This is a genomic window from Agarivorans albus, assembly GCF_019670105.1.
GTDB classification, from domain to species: Bacteria; Pseudomonadota; Gammaproteobacteria; order Enterobacterales; family Celerinatantimonadaceae; genus Agarivorans; species Agarivorans albus.
The window spans coordinates 2802515-2824365 of the sequence record NZ_AP023032.1 but is presented as its reverse complement, the minus strand read 5'-3'; the positions used below and the strand labels follow the sequence as shown (position 1 = coordinate 2824365).

Below are 21851 nucleotides of genomic sequence, written 5' to 3'. Positions count from 1 at the left end.
ATTGACTGCACAGTTTAAAAACCGCTTAGTGGGCACCATCTTTTTGGTCGCGTTGGGAGTAATTATTATTCCCGATATTCTTGATGGTAAAAAAACGCGAGTTGAAGAAGAGTTCAATGCGATCCCTTTTGCGCCTAAAGTTGATTCACTCCCCCCTCTGCTTATCGACTTGCCTAATGAACAAGAGTTAGTTACTGAGGTTGCAGGTGATGAAAATAGCCCTGAGCAAACAGCTAATTCGGAACAGGCAACGAGCACTTCGACAGTTAGTGAAACAAAGCCAGCCACTGAGCCAGTGGATGCACCACAGCTTGAATTTGCTAAGCCGGCCTATATTGTTCAACTGGGCACGTTTAAAAACTCTCAAAATGTTACGCGTTTGGTTGCAAAGCTAAGAGAAGCCGGTTTTCAAGCTCACTCATATCCAGAGCCTGCTGTAGAAGGGGAGCTAAACAGGGTGTTTGTGGGGCCAAACGTATCTAAAAAAACATTAGAACAGCAACAAAGTAAATTGAAGGAACTCACAGGCTTAAGCGGAAAAATTCGCGAGTTTGATCCTTTGTTTAAGTAAGTATGAAAAAATACAAGCACGCATTTTATTTTTGTTTCTGGTAGAATTCGCAGCGTTTTTCAACAAGTAGAAAATTTATGGCTTGGGTAGACTACGTCATCATCGGCGTAATAGTATTGTCGGCATTAATTAGCTTGGTTCGCGGCTTCGTTAAAGAGGCCCTGTCGCTGGTCTCTTGGGTAGCGGCTTTTTTCATCGCATCGCAGTTTTATCACGATCTATCCAGTTACTTCACTCTCATTGAAAATCCCTATTATCGCAGTGGCGTAGCCATTGTTTTGCTGTTTATAGCCACCCTTGTACTTGGTGCGCTGGTTAATTACTTATTTAGTCACTTGGTCAACTCAACGGGTTTAACCGGTACCGATAGGGTACTGGGGATCTGTTTTGGGGCTATCCGAGGGGCATTAGTGGTAAGCGCTTTGCTGTTTGTATTGTCGTTTACCGGTTTTCCAGAATCCTCATGGTGGAAAGGGTCGTTATTGATTCCCGAATTCACCGTGATTGTTCAATGGTTTTTTGAGTTTTTAAAAGATTCTTCTAGTTTTTTACATAACTACCAATCTTAATAAGGAAAAGCTTCATGTGTGGTATTGTCGGCATTGTCGGTGCTAGTCCCGTTAACCAAGCGATTTATGATGCGCTAACAGTTTTACAGCATCGTGGTCAGGATGCTGCGGGTATCGTTACTATTACCGAAGGTATGTTTAAACAACGCAAAGCCAACGGATTGGTAAGAGATGTGTTTGAAGTTAAACACATGCAGCGTTTACGTGGTAATTTGGGTATTGGTCACGTGCGTTATCCAACCGCAGGTAGCTCTAGTGCAGCAGAAGCTCAGCCTTTTTATGTTAACTCTCCTTTTGGTTTAGCCTTGGCACACAATGGCAACTTAACCAATGCTAAAGAGTTACGCGAAGAGATGGCTAAGCGCGCTCGACGTCACATCAACACCACCTCTGATTCAGAAGTGCTGCTTAATGTACTAGCCCATGAGCTAGATAGCATTGTGGAAGATGAGTTATGCGAAAAACAAGTGTTCACAGCGGTTAGCCGTGTACACAAGAAAATTCGTGGTGCTTACGCTGTAGCTGCGTTAATCATTGGCCAAGGTATGGTGGCATTCCGTGACCCTAACGGTATTCGTCCTTTGGTACTGGGTAAGAAAACCAGCGATGAAAATCCAGAGAAAATGGAATACATGGTGGCATCAGAAAGTGTTGCACTTGATGCCGTTGGTTTTGAGTTTGTGCGCAGCGTAGCGCCAGGTGAAGCTGTGTACGTAACTGAAGATGGTCAGTTATTCACTCAGCAATGTGCCGAAAATGCGGCTCACAACCCATGTATTTTTGAGTATGTATATTTTGCTCGCCCTGATTCAATCATCGATAAAATTTCGGTATATGGCGCTCGTGTTAACATGGGCACCAAGTTAGGCGAGAAGATTGCACGCGAATGGGATGATTTAGATATTGATGTTGTAATCCCAATTCCTGAGACATCATGTGACACGGCTCTGCAAATTGCCATGCATCTTGATTTACCGTATCGCCAAGGTTTCGTTAAAAACCGCTATATTGGCCGTACCTTTATTATGCCGGGTCAAACCCAGCGTCGTAAATCGGTTCGCCGTAAGTTGAACGCGATTGATGTAGAGTTTAAAGGTAAAAACGTACTGTTAGTTGACGACTCGATTGTTCGTGGTACTACTTCAGAGCAGATTATTGAAATGGCTCGTGAAGCAGGTGCAAACAAAGTTTACTTTGCTTCAGCGTCTCCTGAAATCCGTTTCCCGAACGTATATGGTATTGATATGCCTTCGGCTAACGAGTTGGTTGCCCATGGTCGCGAAGTTGACGAAATTTGCCAGTTAATTGGCGCTGACGGTCTTATTTTCCAAGACTTAGAAGACCTAATTGTGGCTTGTCGTGAAAGTAATCCTGAGATCCAAACTTTTGAAACCTCAGTATTCAATGGGAAATATGTAACTAACGATATTGACCAAGACTACTTGAACTATTTGGATCAGCTACGCAACAATGATGCAAAGGCTGTTCAGGCTCACGAAGAAGTAGCAAACCTAGAGTTGCATAACGAAGGTAGCTAATACTTTTGATATTGCTCTAGAATAAAAAAGCACCCATTATGGGTGCTTTTTTGTTTTTGGCCTTAAGTGAAAATCTACCTAGAAAATTCAGTTTTACTAAATTCAACTCGCTCAAGCGGATTGCGTTCAATACCTTCGGCAATGATCTTTTCTACAAGTTTAAGACGAGGCAAAATACCTTCGCCATTGGCTATTTGGATAGCCAGGCCTGGTCGGGCATTAAGTTCTAACAGCATTGGGCCATTCGATTTATCCAGTACCATGTCGGTACCTAAATAACCCATTCCCGACATCTCATAACAACTAGATGCCAGTTCAAGCAAACGCTGCCAATGAGGAACCACTAATTCTTTAAGTGGTCGGTCTGTATCAGGGTGTTTTTCTATCGGCCTATCAAATTGAACTGCATGTAAAGCTCGCCCAGAACCGATATCGATACCAACACCTACAGCGCCTTGGTGTAGGTTAGCCTTACCGTCTGAAGCTGCTGTAGACAGACGCATCATCGCCATCACCGGGTAACCTTGAAAAACGATTACTCGAACATCTGGCACACCTTCAAAGCTAAACCCATCAAAACATGAGTCAAACTCAATTAGTGCTTCAATTACTGCAACATCGGGGCTGCCGCCAAGTGAGAACAAACCGGCTAAGATGTTAGAGCAATGACGCTTCACATCTTCTTCATGAGCGGGTGCTCCACTGGGTTTAAAAAACACCCCAGACTCTTGCTTAGTAATCACCAATATACCTTTACCACCAGAGCCTTTAGCTGGCTTTATCACAAAGCCAGGGTGTTTGTGCAGTAAGGGAATGATTGATTGAATATCGTGTTGAGTGCGCACTACGCCAATAAGTGCTGGTATGGTGACATCATCTCGCTGAGCAATAATCTTGGTTTTAAGTTTATTGTCGACTAGTGGATAAAGTTTACGCGGGTTGTACCGGGCGATATAGCCAGTGTTGCGTTGGTTCATCCCCATGATGCCCTTGCGGGCAAGTTTAAAAGGGCTAGTGAATTGACTAAGCATTAGCCCTCCTTATCCGCGAGAGGCTTAAAGCGACGTAGTTCTAATAGGCGGTATCCAGTGTAGTTACCAAGAATCAAAATAATACCTAGTACAATGAATTGAATGCCCATGAAGTTAAAGGTTAAGTGGCGAACGTATTCGTTGTTCATCGCTAGGAAAGCGAGAACGGCTACTAGTAAACTACCGCCACCCTGCATAACTACTTCTTTAGGGCCTTCTTCTTCCCACAGTACCGACATCCGTTCGATGGTCCAGGAAAGAATAATCATTGGGAAGAAGGTGATTTTCAAACCTTCCGTTAAGCCTACTTTAAAACTCATTACGCTGAAGATAGAGATAATACCGATCACCGTAATAATCACCGCGGATATTCGCGATACCAGCAGCAAATTCAGATGGGAGAGGTAGCCACGAATCACTAGGCCTGTTCCAACTACCAGTAGGAATCCGATTAAACCAGTCATTAGTGAGGTTTGCATAAATGCCATGGCGATTAGCACTGGCATAAAGGTACCCGAGGTTTTAAGGCCAACAAGTACACGTAGCAAAACCACCATTAATACGCCAATTGGAATAAGCAAAATGCCTTTAAATAGCGCTTGCTCTTCTAAAGGTAAGCTATCAATTGAGAAGTTAAGAAAATCAGCTTCGCTGATTTTAGGGGCAACGGCTGACTGGGCACTTTGCTCAACCAGTAACATTGAGAAAGTCACTTGTGAATCTTTACCGCCAACAACTTCTAGCAAGCTATTGCCATTGTATTCCCACAATAGGGTGTTGTCTGGCCGGCCTTGAGTTCCGGTTGCTAAGTCAAAAATCTGCCAGTCATTTTCGTCTTTAAAAACCTGAATGTATTCAGTAATGCCTTGACGGCGGCGGCCATCTTCTAGCTGTAAGCCTCGAACAATACGTGCAGGCACATCGGCATTATTTAGTAGGTCTACCACTAAACGGTTTTTAGGTTTGTAATCTAAAATTAAACCGGTATTTTGGCTTTTACTGGCAGTTTCACCGGTCAGAGCTTTAATTAACTCGCGAGTAAAGCTATAGGCATCAGCTGAAACTTCTTCGGCTTGCTTCGCTAAGTGATTAGCAGCGGTGAAGTAGGGTTCTGGATATTCGGTAAATGGTGTATCAGGCATCTTCGGCTGATAAATATCTGCCGCTTTAGGGTCTACCAAGAAGTCTACTTTATAGTACATCTCTTGATGGCCGTCGGCTGTGCGCTTAGTCCAGATGGCGCGAGGGTTATCTTGGTCGTTTACAAAAGATAAGCCATAAGCTAATGACGCTGTTGATTCATGAATACGTGTATAGCCACGTTGGGTTAAAGGTAAAGCAAGCACTGCTTCAACGCTTTCGCCTTTGGCGTCAAATTCTACCTTGGCTTCGATTGACCAAATCTGGCGCTTTTCGCCAGGAAACCAAGGCACTTCAAATTGAACATGGCGGTAGAGTGTCATGCTTATTCCTATCAGCATGCACAGGGTGACAATAAAGTAAAATATGTTGCGAGAACTCATGGGCATTAATCCTTAAATGTCGGCTTCGCTTGGGTAAACTTTTGGCTTATATCTACCACACTTATATCTTTTAGAAAGCTACGTCCTAGTAGCACTGGGTAACTAAGGTGGTTGCGGTCGGTTAGGGTAAATTGGGTCTTTTCTGAAATTGGACCTAACTTAACTAACATCGAAACAACTGGGCGTTTATCTACTTTGTTGGTTGATGATTGAGTAACTTCTGCTGTGCGCACTACAGGGCGCTCTACAATAATATCGCTATCAAGCGTATTGTGGCGCATGTTAAAGCGTACCCAGTTCTTACCATCTCGTTCAAATTTCACAATGTCGGTTGCGTTAAGTGATGATGTTGCCGCACCAGTATCAATACGTGCTTGGAAGGCATTTTTTTGCCCTTCTAAACTTACCCATTCAGATTCACCTAACACGGTTTTGTTGCCAAGCTTGTAGCTTGTTTGCTTGCTGCAGCTCTGCGGGGTTGATTTGGAGGTTGCAACTGGCACTGGGGCTATTGCCACCACTTTATCTTCAAGTTGATCAAAACGTTGCTGTTGAGCTTCTAGTTGCTCAGAAATTGACTCGCATTGGCTTAACACTGAAGCCTGCTGAGCCGAAAGCGCTGATAATTGTTCCAGAGTTTGGTCGTTAGATTGAGAGGCTTGTTGGCTCGCACAAGCGGTAAGTGCAAGAGACAATGAAATTATCGAAAGCTTTTTCATAGTTCAAATCCATTAGGCAAAAGTAAAAACTGCGGTTTAAGTGTTTGTTTTAGCATAGCGTATGAAAACTGTTTAGTCTGGATTAATTGCAATTAAAACAGCACGTTTGGGAGCCGGTAGCCCTTCTACAGTTTTCGAATTATCATTTGGGTCTAAGTAGTCTTCGAGTGACTCGTGAGTCATCCATGAGGTACTTCTTTGTTCTTTGGTTGAGGTAACGTCAATATCGACAATTCGTACATCAACAAAGCCGACTTTTTCTAGCCATAATTTTAAGGCTGCGGTACTTGGCAAAAACCAAACATTGGGCATTTTGCCGTACCGGCCAGCAGGCACGAGCACTTGGTTTTCGTCGCCATCTACAACCAAGGTTTCAAGTACTAATTCTCCGCCTTTGTGTAGTTGTTCTTTTAATTGAATAAGGTGGTCCATTGGCGAGCGGCGATGATAAAGCACTCCCATCGAAAATACCGTATCAAAGGCGCGCAGTTTAGGGAGCTCTTGAATACCTAAAGGCAATAAGTGAACGCGTTGGTCATTGTTGGCAAAATTGCGAATGGCTTCAAATTGCATGAGGAATAGGGTGGAAGGGTCGATGCCTACTACAAACTCTGCATCATCTCCTAGCATTCGCCACATGTGATAACCGCTACCACAACCTACGTCTAATACATAGCGATGTTTAAGTGGAGAGATATGATTACGGATGCGCTCCCACTTCCAATCGGAACGCCATTCTGTGTCGATATTAATCCCATAAACATCAAATGGGCCTTTACGCCAAGGGTGTAAGTGGCGCAGCAAACTCTCAATTTTTTTTCGCTCACCTTCAGGCATTTCTTCAGCTTTACCAATACTGACTTTATCTTTAAGTTCTATGTGAGCAGTTGTTTGTTGAGGAAATTTATTAAGTACACGCTGCCAGCGTGGGAAGTCGCCATGAGCATGTTCTTTTTGCCAGTCTCCTAATTGTGCGGGTAGTGTATAAAGCCAATGCTTAAGGCGGTTTTTGGCAATTATTTGGTAAAAGTCAGAGAAGTCTATCATTGGTTACAAGAGCTTGATATTACGTAGGTATATGCGGCTAATTGTAGCAAGCTTTAGCGCTTATTGGTGATAAAGCGCTAAAGATACTTGGCTAAAATGGGCATTTGTTCACTAATTGTTCTAATTCACCTTGTCGATTTTTATCCAATTTATACTTTGCCCGTTTTCATCTCTCCAGTTACCGCTATCACAGGCATCTATAGCTTTGCTTGCGATGATGAGTTGATCTTTAAAGTGAAGGCGCATGCCCAGCTGGTGAAATGCGTTGATAGCGGAGTTATTTAGCGGCTCGTTCGTTCTAACAAATAAAACTAAAGGGCTGCGTTGAGCGATGAAGTCATCACGTAAAGCGCTAAGTAGCTCCTGGTTATCATTGCTACTGATACTTGCTAGTGCCAATGTTTGTCCCTGATATCGGGCAAGTGCTAAGTAGGGGGCCGGTTTTAGCTGGCTTTGGTTAGAATTATAAGCGCTAAACCATTCAAAATTTTGTTCTTGCCAAGCGTAAGATATGGGGAAGTGAGCACTTTTACTTGAGTTGAAGTTTATCTTTTTGTTGTTAGGTGAATAAGTTCTATAGTTTTGTTGCTGTGCGTCGATATTTAAAGAGGGAAGAGTAGCCACCAAGATACTATCATTAATTGTAGAGCGCGCTTCAGCTGAAAGCGTCTCAAGCTGAGTCATCACAGATGACTGAGTAGCGCTGATGGTGACAGCAGACTGAGAACAATCATTGATGAGCAGTGAGTCATAATCCAGTTGCTCCACTTGCACAGTGGCCTGAACTTGAACGCTAAAGCTAAGTAACGCAACTGAGGCTAAAACTCTTTCTATAAAAATCATAATTAAATACATAGGGTTAGTGTGAACACAATGATGCTAGCACAAATTCTAAGTAACAAGACAAATGGTCAACAATAAATGCAGCAGGAAGCTGGCAAGGGGTAATTGATGGGTAATTTATCGATTAAACAACGTTTAATCTTAACAATCTTAATCCTGTTAGCGGTGTTAAGTGGTGTGCAAGCTTGGTTCCAAGCAAGAACCTTATCTCAAGAAACACGTTTAGATATTGCGGGAGATGCAAAGCAGTTAGCTCAAGCCGCTACCGACCAAGTAAGCCTGTGGTTCGACTCTAAACTTGCGATTGCAAGAGGAATGTCGTCGGACCCAAATTCATCAAGCTTTGTATCTGATTTAGTGCAAGCCAAGCAAAGTGGCGATTTCATTTATTTCTACTTTGGCAGTAGCCAAGGTGAAATGACCATGCATGACCCGAACGAAACCCTGCCAGACGGATACGATCCAAGAACCCGGCCTTGGTATAAGGGGGCGCAGGCTAATGGTTCGTTTGTCTCGGACCCTTATGTTGATGCCACCTCTGGGCAAATGGTTATATCGGTGGCGCAAAGAGTCAGTGGCGGCGTTTACGCTGGTGATTTAGGTTTAGATGTTGTGACTCAACGCGTGTTAAACCTAGCCAGCGAACAAGTTTATCCGGTAATTGTTGACCAGCAAGGTTTAGTGGTGATTCATGGTGATAACAACATGGTGCTTAAGAAAGCCACAGAGTTGTCTCCTGAACTTAGTGCGAGTTTTATTGAGCAAGTTGCCCGCACAGCCGAATTGAGTGAATTACAGGTTAGCGGCAAAGATAGCTTTGTAAGTATAAGCCCAATTGAAGGTACCGAATGGTACTTGATGTTTGTTTATGACAAGAAATTGGCATTGGCACCCGTTCAGGCGATGGTGCAAAGTTCGGTGATTTTTGCGGTCATTCTTTTTGTCATCATTGCTGTGGTTATGCTTAAAGTGATATCTGCGATGCTGAAGCCAATCGAAGTGTTAGGCGAGGCGATTAGTGAGCTCTCATCAGGTGACGGCGATTTAACCAAGCGAATTAACATGCAGCGTAATGATGAGATAGGCGCGCTAGCAGATGGCGTTGACCGTTTTATCGGTCAATTACATGATCTGATGAAAGATATCGCCCAAGACGCAGATCGATTGCAGCAAGCGGCGGCGCTTACTAATAATTCAACCAGTGAATCTAACTTGCAGATTGAACGCCAGCAAGCTGAAGTGACTCAAGTAGCAACCGCTGTTAATGAGATGGCTGCTACAGCCAATGAAGTAGCAAACAATGCTGAACAAACAGCTGAAGCGGCACGTGAATCTGCAGATTCTTGTGAACAAGGTAAAGTATTAATTGGACGAAACCAACAGCAAGTGAATAGTTTGGCAGGTCAGCTAGATGGTGCGGCTGAAACCGTGCAAGAGCTAGAGCGAAATACCCAGGAAATTAGCGACATTTTATCGACGATTCAGGGTATTGCTGAACAAACCAACTTATTGGCGTTAAATGCTGCTATTGAGGCTGCACGCGCCGGCGAGCAAGGGCGCGGATTTGCCGTTGTTGCTGATGAGGTACGTAATTTGTCGCAACGTACACAAAGTTCAACTGAAGAAATTAAAGCGATGTTAGAGCGTTTGCAGGGCAATACCCATAGCACTGTTCAAACCATGGACGAAAGTCAGCAGTTAGTAAAAATAAGCGTTGAAGAAGCTACTAAAGCTGCAGAAATGCTGGAGAATATTACTAACTCAATTACCCACATTAGTGATATGGCCACGCAGATCTCTAGTGCTGCTGAGGAACAAAGAGCGGTCACCGAAGAGGTTGGGCGCAATACTCAAGGTATTCAAGATGCATCTTTAGAGCTCGCTGAACAAGCTGCTGGTAGCTCGCAGCGGGCGACCGAACTAGATGAAATCGCTGACAAGTTACATAAAGAAGTGGGCGCGTTTAAAATATAGGTGTTTCATTATAAAAGGCCTGCGAAAGCAGGCCTTTTTGGTTTAACTCAAAAATACTAACCCTGCGCCGCCAAGGCAAATTAACATTACATACAGCGGCAATTTAAACACTCGCAACAAGCAAAAACCTAACAGGGCTAATACTACTTCTAAGTTAGAGTGGATAGCGCTGGTGAAAATAGGTTGATATAGCGCCGCAACAAGTAACCCAACCACTGCCGCGTTCACCATTTGCATTGCAGCAGAGAACTTAGCCTGATTGGCTAGGGCTTGCCAGGCATCAACAAAGGCCAAAACCAAAAGAAAACCAGGTAGAAAAATTGCTATTGTGGCAACTAAGGCATAAATCATAGGACTTTGTTCACCAACTATTGCCCCAAGGTAACTCGCAATGGTGAACATCGGGCCTGGCACCGCTTGGGCTGCAGCATAGGCGGTTAAAAACTGTTCTTGATTTACTTCGTTAACCAAGGTTTGTTGTAGCAATGGCAGAACAACATGACCACCACCAAATACCCAACTGCCTGCTTGATAAAATTGACTAAAGCTGGCCGCTAGCTGTGGCAGGTCTAAAAAGGCCAGTAAAAGCAAAGCACAAAATGCCACTAAGTAAGCCAGTTTAATGGAGCCGGATGATTTATTTTGTTTGGGTTCTAAGGGCTTAAGCGCGAGTAGTTTCTTGTGTAAGAACAAACCGGCAATTGCCGCAATAGCCAAACACAGTAATTGAGTACTCAAGTTTGGAAGCAGTAACAAAACAGAAGCAGTGATAAAACAAGCACAACTTAAATATAAATTACTACAAAACTGACCGTACATTTGGCGCACAGCATCCACTACAACAACCAAAGCAGCAATCTTTAAACCAGCGATTAGCCCCAACACTAAAGGATTATTATTGCTATAGTTTGCCGCTAGAGCCAAGGCTGTCATGAGGACTGCTGAGGGCAGGGTAAAGCCAATAAAAGCCGCTATTGCACCTAGCTTTCCGGCTCGGCGCAAACCTATAGCAAAACCCACTTGCGAAGAGCCTGGGCCGGGTAGGAACTGGCTTAAAGCAACCAAGTTTGCATATTCTTGCTGACTCATCCAGTTTCGGTTATCAACAAACTCTTGTTTAAAAAAGCCAATATGCGCAGCTGGGCCACCAAAACTGACCAAACCCAAGCGAAGAAAGGTGATAAATACTTCTATTATTGCTGTCATCATTCTTAATGTAATAAGCAAAAATCGAATTTTATGAAGCTTTTGTTACAGGAATATTTCCTCTAGCAAATTGTTTAGCATGTACTTAGTTGCTGCAGTGAAATAAGCTTAATTGGCATTGAACGAAATAAAGGAATAGGTCGTTTTTCATGAATGCTAATAATAGTGCCTTAAAGCATTGGCTATTAATTTTCGGTATCTTGCTGATGCAAGCCTGTAGTACTAAGCCTGAGTGGTATTCTTGTGAAGGGGCCTTAACTGACTTAGACCACTTGCTTAGTAGCGAGGTTGGAACGCTCAATGCCAAGCGTATACCCAAGCATCCTGGTTTGCGCTACGACCGGTTTATTTACAGCTTTATTAATGAGCGAGATAGTAGCTTAAATATTGGCCAGCAAGATCTTATCAGCTATATGAGCGATGCCGCTAAAATGGGTTTATTGCTAGAGTGGCAGAACCTAACTAGTCAACAAATGGGTGAATGGAAGCAACGTTATCCAGAGTATTCACAAAATACTTTTATTGAAAGCTGTGTGGCAAAAGCTAAACAGCAATATTTAGCTCAATCAGCTCAAAGCGCAGAGCTGCTTAATCGCTTATTACCAGATGATGATTACTCAGATACCGCAAAATTTTTTGGCATTTATCCTATTAGCTCCAAAGTATTTTCTAGCGCCGTTACAAAAGAGCAGCAGAGCTTAAAAGAGCATTGGCAGCAAGCGTCACTAAAAGCCCATTCTGGGTTTAAGCAAGAACAAGCTGTCCTATATATCCCTAAACCGCTTAAACATGGCTTGGCAACGCCATTAAGCCTTAATCACTTAGGACAGTTAAGCAATGAGCAGCAAGCTCAGCACTTGCTGAATAAGTTTGCGCCACAGTGGCTAATTGAAAATTCGAGTCAAGACAACCTGCCCGGTAAGCCAGCTTGGCAGGGCGAACAGTTGCAAGTAGATACCGATATAGCCACTAGTTTTTCACTTATTAGCTATGGCAGATACCAGCAGCAAACCACCATTCAACTCAATTATGTTATGTGGTTTAAGCAGCGCCCTAAACTTAGCGCTGTTGATTGGGTGGCAGGGCAGCACGATGCAGTTATTTTTCGTATTCACTTAACACCTCAGTTAGACATAGTGGCTTACGATAGTATTCATCTTTGTGGCTGCTGGTATACCCTCATGCTGCCAAATGGCCAACCCTATCAAGCTTTTCAAGATAGTGCCCAAGAGCCAGTATTGATGCATAGGGTGGATGCTCAAACTAAAATGCGCATTAGCATTAGTGCCGATACGCATCAAATTGTGGGATTAGCTCCGGCGGAAGAAAATACTGAGCTGAAAACCATTGAATACCAGTCTTTAGCTTGGCAACAGTTAAATTTATTGGCTAAAGCTGAACTGACAAAAAGCGTATTTGATAGGCAGGGCTATGTTTATGGCTCGCAGCGCTTGGAGCGTTGGTTTTTTTGGCCAATGGGAGTAAAGCAACCGGGCAGTTTGCGTCGCTTTGGTGACCATGCAATAAGCTTTGTTGGCGAACGGTATTTTGACCAAGCTTACTTGTTAGAAGATTTAGGTGTGCAATAATGCCTTACACTTCCTTTAGTACCTTGCTAACTATATAAAATATTTAGGAATAAAGACTATGAGTTACGATAACAACAATATCTTCGCCAAAATCTTACGTGGTGAAATGAGCTGCTTAAAAGTTTATGAAGATGAACACACCTTGGCGTTTATGGATATTATGCCGCAAGCAGATGGCCACACCTTAGTTATTCCTAAAGAAGCTGCTGAGACCTTACTCGAGCTGTCTGATGACGCCGCTGCTGCCACCATTAAAACGGTGAAAAAAGTGGCTAAAGCGGTTAAGCAGGCCATGGGTGCTGAAGGTGTGAGTTTAGTGCAATTTAATGGTGCCGCTGCAGGGCAAACGGTTCCTCATATTCATTTCCATATTGTTCCTGGCTCTTTAGCCGAAGCGCGCAGCCATGCTAGAAACATGGTGGACAATGAAAGCCTGCAACCTTTTGCAGATAAAATCTCAGCCTTGTTGGCAAGTTAACGACATGATAGCTAGAGCCTGCCTTTATTTAAGAGCAGGCTTGGCTAACTAGAACCAAGTTATTTAATGGCTACCAATGAGCCAAAATTAAAACATTGAAACCAAAGTTCACTGGCCGAAAAACCTGCGTCGGCAAAACGTTGTTTATGTTGCTCTATGGTATCTGGTACCAATACATTGTCTAAAGAGCTGCGTTTTTGGCTGATTTCTAATTCGCTGTAGCCATTGGCTCGCTTGAAATCTAGATGAAGTTCGCTAATTAAGCCTTGAATACTTGCTTGGCTAAAGTGAAATTTTTCACTCACAATCAATATTCCGCCAGCCTTCATACCTTTGTAGATTTTTTTCAGCAACGTTAAACGTTGCTCTTGGGCAACAAACTGCAAAGTGAAGTTAAGTACGACTACAGACGCCTCGCTTATTTCAATATCGCAAATATCCTCGCAGATAACGGCGACTGGCACAGAGCCACGAAAAGCATCTAAATGCTTTTGGCAGCGCTCAACCATGGCAGGGGAGTTATCTACGGCAACAATCTCTACGTTTTCTTGTTTTACCGCACGGCGCATCGCAAGTGTGGCTGCGCCTAAAGAACAGCCTAAATCATACAGCTTGCTATTAGGCTGGTGGAATTGTTCAGTTAAGTGTCCAATGGTGGAAATGATGTTGCTGTAACCAGGCACAGAACGTTGAATCATGTCGGGGAATACTTCCGCAACTTGATCATCAAATTTAAATTCGCCCAGCTGAGTAATGGGTTGAGAGAAAAGTTTATCTTTGCCTTGCATGGCGGAGTCTCGTAGAAAACGTGTGTGAATTAAGCGCTAATAATCGTAAAGCGAGCTATTGTAACCAGCAAATTCCTGCTTGTCTTTGGCAAATTTAAGTCCTTCGCTAGATTTATTGCTCTATCACTATTCTTATTTGTAGTCGCTTTCCTTTATACTATCGCCCTTTCACTGAACAAAGCTAACAAGTGCTTTGCTCAAGATGATTATTCGCTGAAATTTTAAAACGTAAAACGGGAAAGGCCAAATGCGCACTGTTTACTGTGGACAAGTAACCAAAGAGCTAGTTGATCAAGAAATAAATTTAGTGGGTTGGATAAATCGACGCCGTGATTTGGGCGGTGTAATCTTCATCGATTTACGTGACCGTGAAGGCATTGTGCAAGTGGTGTTTGATCCCGATCGTGAAGACGTATTTAGCACAGCAAATAGCTTGCGTAATGAGTTTTGTGTTCGACTAAAAGGTCGTGTGCGTGCTCGTCCAGATAGCCAGATAAATAGCGATATGCGTACTGGTGAAGTTGAGTTGTTAGGTTTAGAGCTTGAGATTTTAAACCGCTCAGCACCATTGCCATTAGATAGCAATCAAGATAACTCGGAAGAGCAGCGCTTAAAATACCGCTACTTAGATTTACGTCGCCCTGAAATGAGCGAGCGTATGGTGTTTCGCGCCAAAGTAACCGGCTTTGTTCGTCGTTTTATGGAAGACAATGGCTTCTTAGATATTGAGACGCCAATTCTTACTAAAGCTACGCCAGAAGGTGCGCGTGATTACTTGGTGCCAAGCCGTACTCACAAAGGCCAGTTTTTTGCCTTGCCTCAGTCACCGCAAATCTTTAAGCAATTGCTAATGATGTCGGGCATGGATCGTTACTACCAAATTGTAAAATGTTTCCGTGATGAAGACTTACGTGCTGATCGCCAACCTGAATTTACGCAGATTGATATTGAAACTTCATTCATGAGCTCAGACGAAGTAATGGCTGTTACCGAGCAAATGGTTCGTGAGCTGTTTGTTTCGATGTTAGACATAGATCTTGGTGAGTTCCCGCAAATGACTTACGCAGAAGCAATGCGTTTGTACGGTTCAGACAAGCCTGATTTACGAAACCCTATGCAGTTGGTAGACGTTGCTGACTTACTTAAAGATGTTGAGTTTAAAGTATTTTCAGGCCCTGCAAATGACGAAAAAGGCCGTGTAGCGGTATTACGTGTACCGGGTGGCGCAACTCTTTCTCGTAAGCAAATTGATGATTACGGCAAATATGTTGGGATTTATGGGGCTAAAGGTCTTGCCTGGATGAAGGTGAATGACTTAGCTGCAGGTGTTGAGGGCTTACAATCTCCTATTCTTAAGTTCTTAAACGAAGAGGTTGCCAAAGGCATTGTTGAGCGCAGTGGTGCGCAAGATGGTGATTTAATTTTGTTTGGCGCAGATAAAGCTAACGTTGTATGTGAAGCGATGGGCGCACTTCGTTTGAAAGTGGGTGAAGACTTAGGCTTAGTATCTGATGAGTGGAAGCCGCTTTGGGTTGTAGATTTCCCAATGTTTGAAGAGGTGGATGGTCAATTCCACGCGATTCACCACCCATTCACCGCTCCAGTAGCTGGTGTATCGGCCGAGCAATTGGCCGCGTCTCCAGCAGGTGTATTATCTAATGCCTATGATATGGTGCTAAATGGCTGTGAGCTTGGTGGTGGTAGTGTGCGTATTCACAAACAAGATATGCAAGCTGCGGCCTTTAAAGTGCTAGGTATTAGTGATGAGGAAGCACAAGAGAAGTTTGGTTTCTTGTTAGAAGCTCTACAATACGGTGCTCCACCTCACGCAGGTTTAGCTTTTGGTTTAGACCGCTTAGTGATGTTAATGACTGGTGCAAGCTCAATTCGCGACGTGATGGCTTTCCCTAAAACTGCCACTGCGGCTTGTCCGCTAACTAGTGCACCTAGTGCAGCTAACCCGGTAGCTCTCGAAGAGTTAGCATTAAATGTAAAACTGCCTGAATAGTTTTAAGCAAAGTAAAAAAGGTGAGCATTTAGCTCGCCTTTTTTGTATCGATTAACCCTTAAAAACCAGTTAACTACTGTGACTAGAGTGACTCGGCGTTTGAGGGATTTTGAACAAGGGATGCAAGTGCAAAACATTGCCATCTTTATCCAATAATGCGCCTTTCTCGTTACATTGTTGATAAAAGGCCAAGGCTTCTTGCTTAGTTTGCGGTCGACCAAAGAAGTAACCTTGTACTTTGTCAAAGCCATTTTTCTTTAGCCAATTGGCATGCTCTAGAGTCTCCACTCCCTCTACCAGTATTTCGTAATCGAGAGTGTCCATTAGCGTACGCATACTTAATACAATATTTTGGGTAGACACAGAGGTAATGGCGTTATGACCAAACTCACGGTCAAACTTAATTTTGTCACAGGCTAGGTTGCTTAAGTAGCTGAGTGAAGTAAAGCCTTTACCAAAGTCATCAAAGGCTACGCGAATACCTGCGGCTCTAATTTCATTGAGTTGGGATTTAACTTGCTGATAGCTTTGTACTGCAACACTTTCGGTAATTTCAAGTTCTAGGTAATTACTACCTACGTTTACGGTTTTAAATTTGCTGATGAGTTTTTGAGCGAAGTGTTTATCTTCAAATTGTCGGCCGCTGATATTGAAGGCAATGGTTAACTCTTCGTAGCCCTTGCTGGTAAGCTCTTCAAGCAAGGCTAATGATTTGTCGATTACCCAGTAACCCAACGGCAGTATGTGTCGGCCGGATTCAACGGTATCGAGGAACTGGCCGGGATTCATCAGACCTTGAGTAGGATGATTCCAGCGGAGTAGTAATTCAAAGCCGGTGACTCGCTGGTGTTGCATAGACACTTGTGGTTGCAAGTATAGCTCTAGTTCATTGTTACTCATGGCATTTTGAAATTGGTTCTCGATGGTGAACACCATGTCGTTCTGACGAGCTAATTCAATATCAAAATGGGTGCAGCAGTTCCTACCTTTACGTTTTGAAGAATACATGGCTAAGTCAGCATATTTTACTAACAGTTGCGGCTCGTATTCGGCTTGCTTGGCGGTGGCAATACCAATACTTAGAGTCACTTTCATCGAAATACCGGAAATAGTAATGTCGCGAGATATCTCTTGAGCCAGGCTATAAGCAAAGCCCAATACACTGTCTTTGTCTTTTTGATTGATAAGTAGAGTGAACTCATCGCCGCCAAGTCGGAACGTACTTGAAGCGAATTGACTGAGTCGCATAATGCGCTTGGCCACTTGTACTAATAGTAAATCACCAAAGTCATGGCCTAAGGTATCGTTAATGGTTTTGAAGTTGTCGAGATCAATGTAAATCAGGCTGAGCTCTTCGCCTTGCTTAGCGGCTTCTTCTAATGCTTCACTAAGTTGCTTCAAAAAAGCCGTTCGATTAGGCAACTCTGTGAGTGGATCTTCCATGGCCATTTTCTCAAGAACTTTGGTATTAGCCGCGATGCTTGAGCGCATTTCTGAAAAGCTGTTGGCAAGCTCAATAGATATGTGGTCTAGGGAATCAAATTCATCATTAAATAGGTGTAACTTGTTTTGTGGCTTGTAGCTTTCGTTCTCTAAAATAGTCGGTAAACTGGCGGTATGGTAGCGCAGGTTACTCAGTGGGCGGCGCATCAGCAAAAGGCCAATCGCAATGGCCAGGGCCATGGTAAACAATAGCAGCATAGTTAGCTGGTTTTCGAAGCGAGTTTGTAAGAAAACTTGTTCGCTCCAATCCTTAAGAATCACCAACTTAAGGGTACTATTTGAACTGTCTTTAATGAGGTAGAGCTTACCAACAATGGTTTTATCTTCTACTTTAAACTCCATATTGTCGTGATGCCGATACTCTATGGCGCTGTCGAACCATTGCTGGCTTAATACCTGAGTATTGGTGGCTAACAATATGCTTTTGTATAAGGGGCGGTCTAAATCGACTATCGCCAGCTCAATATCATCACGCTGGGTTACGTTAATTAAGGCATCTGCTAATTCAAGTTGAAAGGCTAAAACCCCTTGCTCCGCGTTGCGGGTTCTAATTGGCAGGGAAATCCATAAATGACATACTTCGAAACATTCGATGAGGCGCATTGGTTTAGAGCGCAAGGTGACTTGTTCAAGTAGCTCTTTGGGAGGAGGAGAGTCAAGTACGCTACAGGCATAATTATCTATGGCAAATACCGTACAACCGTTAGCAATTGGCATTAACCATTGTAAATCTGGTAACTGCCTATTTAGGTAACGTTCCAGGTCTTGCATGCTTTCTGCTTGGCTCAGAAGGGTTTGAGCTTCAAAAATGTATGTGATGCTATCGCTTAAGCGTTCTATTTGGTCGTTGAATTCTAAAGCGTAGTTATCTAAATAGCTTAATTTTAATTGGGCTTGTTGTTTTTGATAGTGCTCCATTGCGGTTAAACCAAAAATAGAGACAACAATGCCCGCCGCGAGAATGAGCACCAAAGTGAGTTTTAGTCGCACGCTAACGTAGCGATTTTTTAGATCCACCAAGGGGAACTTGCTTAACTTCATTGGCTATTCCATTGATTTAGCATAAGGCAATAAGTGACTAATTAATTGCTTACTTACTAAGCATAGAGTGAAATATCAAAAGCGGTAACTTAGTTGCATTGCAAACAAGCGCCAATACCGTTCAGGATTATTAGTTCGAGTGGGGTTTAGGTCTCGAACAGGGGGAAGCATTGAGGTTCCTACAAACCAATGATGTTCCAGTTTTAGCTGAAAATTGCGATGGAAATTCCACGTTGCTCCAATGGTAAAATCTTCGAGATCGCGTAAGTTGGTTTCAATGTCATCATCAATAAAATGGCTGTTATCGTAGCGAGCGAGCAAATTCCACTGCTGATTTACAATGAAAATACCTTGCAGATAATAGGCATTCATATCGATGCTGCCATCAAAAATTGGCGCTAAGGGTTTAGCAGCATCGTTTTTTCCTTCAGCATAAGTACCGCCACGTCGCATGGTAAATTCACCCGTTAGCTCGTAGCGCTGTTGCGAATACTGTAGCGAGGCAATGTACTGATCGGTATCAATAGTGAAATCGAAAGGTAAACGCACCGGACTTGCCGGTGGTGCCAAATCTATCGAGTCTTTTAAGTGCATTTTTAAACGACGATACTCTAGGCCCAAGTACCAATTGGCGTTGGGGCGAGCTGAAAAGTGTATTGAACTATTCCACTCACTTTCAAAAGTGCCACCTTGGTCTTGTCCAAAAAAGCGCCGACTAAAGCTTTCATCAAAGGCTTCTTTACCAATGGATGCCGCGAATGTGTATTGTTGGCCACTTAGGGTGAAATAGTCTAAATCTAGTCTTACGCCATCGGCCCTTAAACTCTGTTCTTTAAGGATGTGCGGGTAAACCGATAGCGGCAGTACAATACTGGGGCGAGTAAAAGGCACGTCTCGGGTTTCACCATAAATCCCGTTGGAAATTTTGAAACGGCCAAACTTAAAGCCAACTTCCCAGTCTTCGTTTGTAGGAACTTTGTAGTTAAGGCTTAAATAATCTACATCTAAACCAGATTCGAACCAATCGCCGCTTTCTTGGGCAATCACTAGTCCTGAAACAGACCAATTTGGGTTGATATACCAAAAGCCTCGAAGACCTGCTTCGAACAATGGGCCACTATCACCGGAGTTATAACCGTAATAATTGTTTGCGTTTACGTCGATATAACTGGCAGACACAAAGCCGCCCCAAGAGAGTTTACCTTTAGCCTGAGCGGGAAAAATGACAACGCTCAAGCTAGTCAACAACAGTAGAATGAAGTTCTTCATTGCTCACCTCTTGGCTGGTGTATCCAATAGCGTTGGGATTATTTTTTATGGTGTCTAACATTTCTTGTTCAGAGTTCACGATGGTTGGAGCAATAGCGGTACCCGTGTAAATTTGGCGTTCCCAAATTCGGGTTAGCTGATAGGGAAACAATTTGAGTGCGTCTAAACAAAACTGTTTATGTAACTCGTTGTTGTCATCCATAACGACCAGTTCGATGATTTGACCATCAGGCCAGTTTTTTTGTCTTAGTGAGAAAATGGCACGGATCTGCTTAGCACTTAGCTCAGCCTGTTGGCTTGAGTGAGTAAGTAGCCACACCTCGGCATGAATGGGTATGCTAATACTGACTAAAGAGAATAACGCAACAATTTTTACAGCAATCGCCCGCCGTTTTAAAAACTGAGATAATTTGCGCCAATAAATTACAATCATAGCCTTCCGTGGTTAGCTCATAACTATTGTGTTAAAGATTATGTCTTTAAATATAGGCTAATTTTTTCAATAAGTTAAGCTAAATGATTTTTTGTTTAGCATTGTTTAAATATCCAACAGGAAGTCTTGGCTTGTTAATGTTTTTATTAGAATTATCAATAGAAAGGGTGCTTCTTAAGTTAAATGTTATCTCATAATTATGTAATATATTTGAATGGCATTACACTTTATGTGGTTAGTGCTTTCAGCTAAAATTGCCGATTAGTTTGTTTCATGTCTATGCCTTCAGTCTTAAAGCTCTTTATCGAGCTAGATCATTGTTCAATTAATTAATCCTAGGCTTGTCATATTCTTAGCGTTTATCATCTTGGCTAAACCAAGCTTAGGGGAATTCGATGGCGGGTCACAGTAAATGGGCCAATATAAAACACCGTAAAGCTGCTCAAGATGCTAAACGCGGTAAAGTGTTTACTAAGTTTATTAGAGAGTTAACAGTAGCTGCTAGAGAGGGAGGCTCTGATCCCGATGCTAACCCTAGACTTCGTGCAGCTATTGATAAGTCTTTGTCGAACAATATGACGCGCGACACCATTAATCGTGCAGTACAACGAGGTGCTGGTGAACTCGACGGACAACAGTTGGAAACTGTTATCTACGAAGGCTATGGGCCTGGAGGGACAGCGGTTTTAGTAGAAACAATGACTGATAATCGCAATCGCACCGTATCAAGTGTTCGACATGCTTTTTCTAAAAGTGGTGGCAACCTTGGCACCGATGGTAGCGTTTCATACCTTTTTGAAAAGAAAGGGGTGATATCCTACCCAGCAGGCAGTGACGAAGACGCAATTATGGAGGTGGCTTTGGAAGCTGGTGCCGATGACGTACTCAGCCATGATGATGGAAGCGTTGATGTGTATACGAGCCCAGAGGAGTTTGGTGGAGTTAAGGATGCGCTAGATGCCACTGGTATCGTGGCTATTAACTCTGAGGTTACCATGGTTGCATCAACACAGGCCGAGCTAGACGCAAACACCGCACCTAAGCTGCTGCGGCTAATAGACATGCTAGAAGATGATGACGATGTTCAAGAGGTCTATCACAACGGCGAGATATCCGATGATGTTGCAGCGCAGCTTTAATTAACCGTGAGCATTATTTTAGGCATTGATCCCGGCTCGCGGATCACCGGATACGGACTTGTTAAACAAGCCCATGGACGAATAGAGTATTTGGGTAGTGGTTGTATTCGCACCAATGAAAAAGCCTTACCGCTAAGGTTAAAACAAATCCACGCTGGAGTAAGTGAAATTATCACTCAATTCTCGCCCGACGAGTTTGCCATAGAACAGGTTTTTATGGCCAAGAATGCTGATTCAGCGTTAAAGCTTGGTCAAGCTCGTGGCGCGGCGATTGTATCCGCGGTAAGCCAAGACTTGCCTGTGGCAGAGTACTCGGCACGGCAAATAAAACAAGCAGTGGTAGGAACCGGAGCTGCAGATAAATCACAAGTTCAACACATGGTGACCCAACTTCTAAACTTGTCGGCAAGCCCACAAGCAGACGCTGCTGATGCCCTTGCTGTCGCTTTATGTCATTGCCATACCAGACAAAGCTTAATTGGTATGGCGGGCAAAGTTCGAGGTACAGTGAGGCGTCGACTACGTTAATTTATTGTATGAAAAAACAACAGTCAGAAGTTTTTTTTGAATTATTCTGCGTAA

19 protein-coding genes are annotated in these 21851 nt (G+C 43.3%); 9 read left to right on the top strand and 10 right to left on the bottom strand.

Translation table 11 applies throughout. The features are described 5' to 3' along the window. Position 1: 1 nt before the first annotated feature. The 3 genes from K5620_RS12665 (at position 2) to purF (ending at position 2678) form a co-directional block, all read left to right on the top strand. On the top strand, positions 2 to 571 hold the full coding sequence (locus K5620_RS12665) for an SPOR domain-containing protein (RefSeq protein ID WP_016403411.1): 570 nt from the start codon (positions 2 to 4) through the stop codon (positions 569 to 571). Positions 572 to 648: 77 nt separating this feature from the next. After that, positions 649 to 1140: a CvpA family protein gene (locus K5620_RS12660; RefSeq protein WP_016403410.1), complete on the top strand. Its 492-nt coding sequence runs from the start codon at positions 649 to 651 to the stop codon at positions 1138 to 1140. Positions 1141 to 1154: 14 nt separating this feature from the next. Then, positions 1155 to 2678 carry an amidophosphoribosyltransferase gene (purF, locus tag K5620_RS12655; RefSeq protein WP_016403409.1) on the top strand — a complete coding sequence of 508 codons (1524 nt, stop codon included), beginning with the start codon at positions 1155 to 1157 and terminating at the stop codon, positions 2676 to 2678. Positions 2679 to 2752: 74 nt separating this feature from the next. Here purF and K5620_RS12650 read toward each other — a convergent pair whose 3' ends face one another. From K5620_RS12650 to K5620_RS12630, 5 genes are all read right to left on the bottom strand, one after another. Beyond that, the gene (locus K5620_RS12650) at positions 2753 to 3709 is read right to left on the bottom strand and encodes an alpha-L-glutamate ligase-like protein (protein ID WP_016403408.1); all 957 of its coding nucleotides are present in this window, start codon (positions 3707 to 3709) and stop codon (positions 2753 to 2755) included. Then, complete coding sequence (locus tag K5620_RS12645; protein ID WP_040307570.1) at positions 3709 to 5232, bottom strand: inactive transglutaminase family protein; 1524 nt, start codon at positions 5230 to 5232, stop codon at positions 3709 to 3711. The genes K5620_RS12650 and K5620_RS12645 overlap by 1 nt, the downstream gene beginning before the upstream one ends. Positions 5233 to 5237: 5 nt before the next feature. Next, positions 5238 to 5951: an ATP-dependent zinc protease family protein gene (locus K5620_RS12640; RefSeq protein WP_016403406.1), complete on the bottom strand. Its 714-nt coding sequence runs from the start codon at positions 5949 to 5951 to the stop codon at positions 5238 to 5240. Positions 5952 to 6023: 72 nt separating this feature from the next. Beyond that, positions 6024 to 6998 (bottom strand): tRNA 5-methoxyuridine(34)/uridine 5-oxyacetic acid(34) synthase CmoB, encoded by a 975-nt coding sequence (gene cmoB, locus K5620_RS12635; RefSeq protein ID WP_016403405.1) that lies wholly within the window; start codon positions 6996 to 6998, stop codon positions 6024 to 6026. Positions 6999 to 7118: 120 nt separating this feature from the next. Then, complete coding sequence (locus K5620_RS12630; protein WP_215426479.1) at positions 7119 to 7841, bottom strand: hypothetical protein; 723 nt, start codon at positions 7839 to 7841, stop codon at positions 7119 to 7121. A 108-nt stretch (positions 7842 to 7949) separates the two neighbouring features. Between K5620_RS12630 and K5620_RS12625 the strand changes: the two genes are divergently transcribed. Beyond that, positions 7950 to 9815 (top strand): methyl-accepting chemotaxis protein, encoded by a 1866-nt coding sequence (locus K5620_RS12625; protein ID WP_221077374.1) that lies wholly within the window; start codon positions 7950 to 7952, stop codon positions 9813 to 9815. A 42-nt stretch (positions 9816 to 9857) separates the two neighbouring features. Here K5620_RS12625 and chrA read toward each other — a convergent pair whose 3' ends face one another. Beyond that, positions 9858 to 11024 (bottom strand): chromate efflux transporter, encoded by a 1167-nt coding sequence (chrA, locus tag K5620_RS12620; RefSeq protein WP_246612288.1) that lies wholly within the window; start codon positions 11022 to 11024, stop codon positions 9858 to 9860. A 146-nt stretch (positions 11025 to 11170) separates the two neighbouring features. On the opposite strand from chrA, the gene K5620_RS12615 reads away from it, so the two are divergent. Together K5620_RS12615 and K5620_RS12610 are read left to right on the top strand one after the other, a co-directional pair. Beyond that, complete coding sequence (locus K5620_RS12615; protein WP_016402634.1) at positions 11171 to 12610, top strand: hypothetical protein; 1440 nt, start codon at positions 11171 to 11173, stop codon at positions 12608 to 12610. Between the two features lie 58 nt (positions 12611 to 12668). Then, entirely contained in the window at positions 12669 to 13088 is a 420-nt protein-coding gene (locus K5620_RS12610; RefSeq protein WP_016402633.1) for an HIT family protein, read from the top strand. 59 nt (positions 13089 to 13147) lie between these two features. On the opposite strand, the gene cmoA is transcribed toward K5620_RS12610, so the two are convergent. After that, positions 13148 to 13876 carry a carboxy-S-adenosyl-L-methionine synthase CmoA gene (gene cmoA / locus K5620_RS12605; RefSeq protein WP_016402632.1) on the bottom strand — a complete coding sequence of 243 codons (729 nt, stop codon included), beginning with the start codon at positions 13874 to 13876 and terminating at the stop codon, positions 13148 to 13150. A gap of 247 nt (positions 13877 to 14123) precedes the next feature. Between cmoA and aspS the strand changes: the two genes are divergently transcribed. Next, positions 14124 to 15884, top strand: a complete 1761-nt coding sequence (aspS, locus tag K5620_RS12600) for an aspartate--tRNA ligase (protein ID WP_016402631.1) — start codon at positions 14124 to 14126, stop codon at positions 15882 to 15884. A 69-nt stretch (positions 15885 to 15953) separates the two neighbouring features. On the opposite strand, the gene K5620_RS12595 is transcribed toward aspS, so the two are convergent. The 3 genes from K5620_RS12595 to K5620_RS12585 all read right to left on the bottom strand — a co-directional run bounded on the left by K5620_RS12595 (position 15954) and on the right by K5620_RS12585 (position 20130). Then, the gene (locus K5620_RS12595) at positions 15954 to 18428 is read right to left on the bottom strand and encodes a putative bifunctional diguanylate cyclase/phosphodiesterase (protein ID WP_016402630.1); all 2475 of its coding nucleotides are present in this window, start codon (positions 18426 to 18428) and stop codon (positions 15954 to 15956) included. Between the two features lie 75 nt (positions 18429 to 18503). Then, complete coding sequence (locus tag K5620_RS12590; RefSeq protein ID WP_016402629.1) at positions 18504 to 19697, bottom strand: hypothetical protein; 1194 nt, start codon at positions 19695 to 19697, stop codon at positions 18504 to 18506. Beyond that, complete coding sequence (locus K5620_RS12585) at positions 19666 to 20130, bottom strand: type 2 periplasmic-binding domain-containing protein (RefSeq protein ID WP_016402628.1); 465 nt, start codon at positions 20128 to 20130, stop codon at positions 19666 to 19668. The genes K5620_RS12590 and K5620_RS12585 overlap by 32 nt, the downstream gene beginning before the upstream one ends. A 395-nt stretch (positions 20131 to 20525) precedes the next feature. Between K5620_RS12585 and K5620_RS12580 the strand changes: the two genes are divergently transcribed. Together K5620_RS12580 and ruvC are read left to right on the top strand one after the other, a co-directional pair. After that, on the top strand, positions 20526 to 21269 hold the full coding sequence (locus tag K5620_RS12580; protein ID WP_016402627.1) for a YebC/PmpR family DNA-binding transcriptional regulator: 744 nt from the start codon (positions 20526 to 20528) through the stop codon (positions 21267 to 21269). 6 nt (positions 21270 to 21275) lie between these two features. Next, a complete protein-coding gene (ruvC, locus tag K5620_RS12575) occupies positions 21276 to 21797 on the top strand; it encodes a crossover junction endodeoxyribonuclease RuvC (protein ID WP_016402626.1) in 522 nt (173 codons plus the stop codon). The last annotated feature ends 54 nt before the right edge of the window (positions 21798 to 21851 follow it).

Bases quoted from the DNA above. Each gene is read 5' to 3' on its own strand.
- K5620_RS12610 (WP_016402633.1), top strand. From the start codon at position 12,669: ATGAGTTACGATAACAACAATATCTTCGCCAAAATCTTACGTGGTGAA.
- K5620_RS12595 (WP_016402630.1), bottom strand. From the start codon at position 18,428: ATGAAGTTAAGCAAGTTCCCCTTGGTGGATCTAAAAAATCGCTACGTT.
- K5620_RS12590 (WP_016402629.1), bottom strand. From the start codon at position 19,697: ATGAAGAACTTCATTCTACTGTTGTTGACTAGCTTGAGCGTTGTCATT.
- K5620_RS12645 (WP_040307570.1), bottom strand. From the start codon at position 5,232: ATGAGTTCTCGCAACATATTTTACTTTATTGTCACCCTGTGCATGCTG.
- chrA (WP_246612288.1), bottom strand. From the start codon at position 11,024: ATGATGACAGCAATAATAGAAGTATTTATCACCTTTCTTCGCTTGGGT.
- K5620_RS12630 (WP_215426479.1), bottom strand. From the start codon at position 7,841: ATGATTTTTATAGAAAGAGTTTTAGCCTCAGTTGCGTTACTTAGCTTT.
- K5620_RS12580 (WP_016402627.1), top strand. From the start codon at position 20,526: ATGGCGGGTCACAGTAAATGGGCCAATATAAAACACCGTAAAGCTGCT.
- purF (WP_016403409.1), top strand. From the start codon at position 1,155: ATGTGTGGTATTGTCGGCATTGTCGGTGCTAGTCCCGTTAACCAAGCG.
- K5620_RS12625 (WP_221077374.1), top strand. From the start codon at position 7,950: ATGGGTAATTTATCGATTAAACAACGTTTAATCTTAACAATCTTAATC.
- cmoB (WP_016403405.1), bottom strand. From the start codon at position 6,998: ATGATAGACTTCTCTGACTTTTACCAAATAATTGCCAAAAACCGCCTT.
- K5620_RS12640 (WP_016403406.1), bottom strand. From the start codon at position 5,951: ATGAAAAAGCTTTCGATAATTTCATTGTCTCTTGCACTTACCGCTTGT.
- aspS (WP_016402631.1), top strand. From the start codon at position 14,124: ATGCGCACTGTTTACTGTGGACAAGTAACCAAAGAGCTAGTTGATCAA.
- K5620_RS12650 (WP_016403408.1), bottom strand. From the start codon at position 3,709: ATGCTTAGTCAATTCACTAGCCCTTTTAAACTTGCCCGCAAGGGCATC.
- K5620_RS12615 (WP_016402634.1), top strand. From the start codon at position 11,171: ATGAATGCTAATAATAGTGCCTTAAAGCATTGGCTATTAATTTTCGGT.
- K5620_RS12585 (WP_016402628.1), bottom strand. From the start codon at position 20,130: ATGATTGTAATTTATTGGCGCAAATTATCTCAGTTTTTAAAACGGCGG.
- K5620_RS12660 (WP_016403410.1), top strand. From the start codon at position 649: ATGGCTTGGGTAGACTACGTCATCATCGGCGTAATAGTATTGTCGGCA.
- cmoA (WP_016402632.1), bottom strand. From the start codon at position 13,876: ATGCAAGGCAAAGATAAACTTTTCTCTCAACCCATTACTCAGCTGGGC.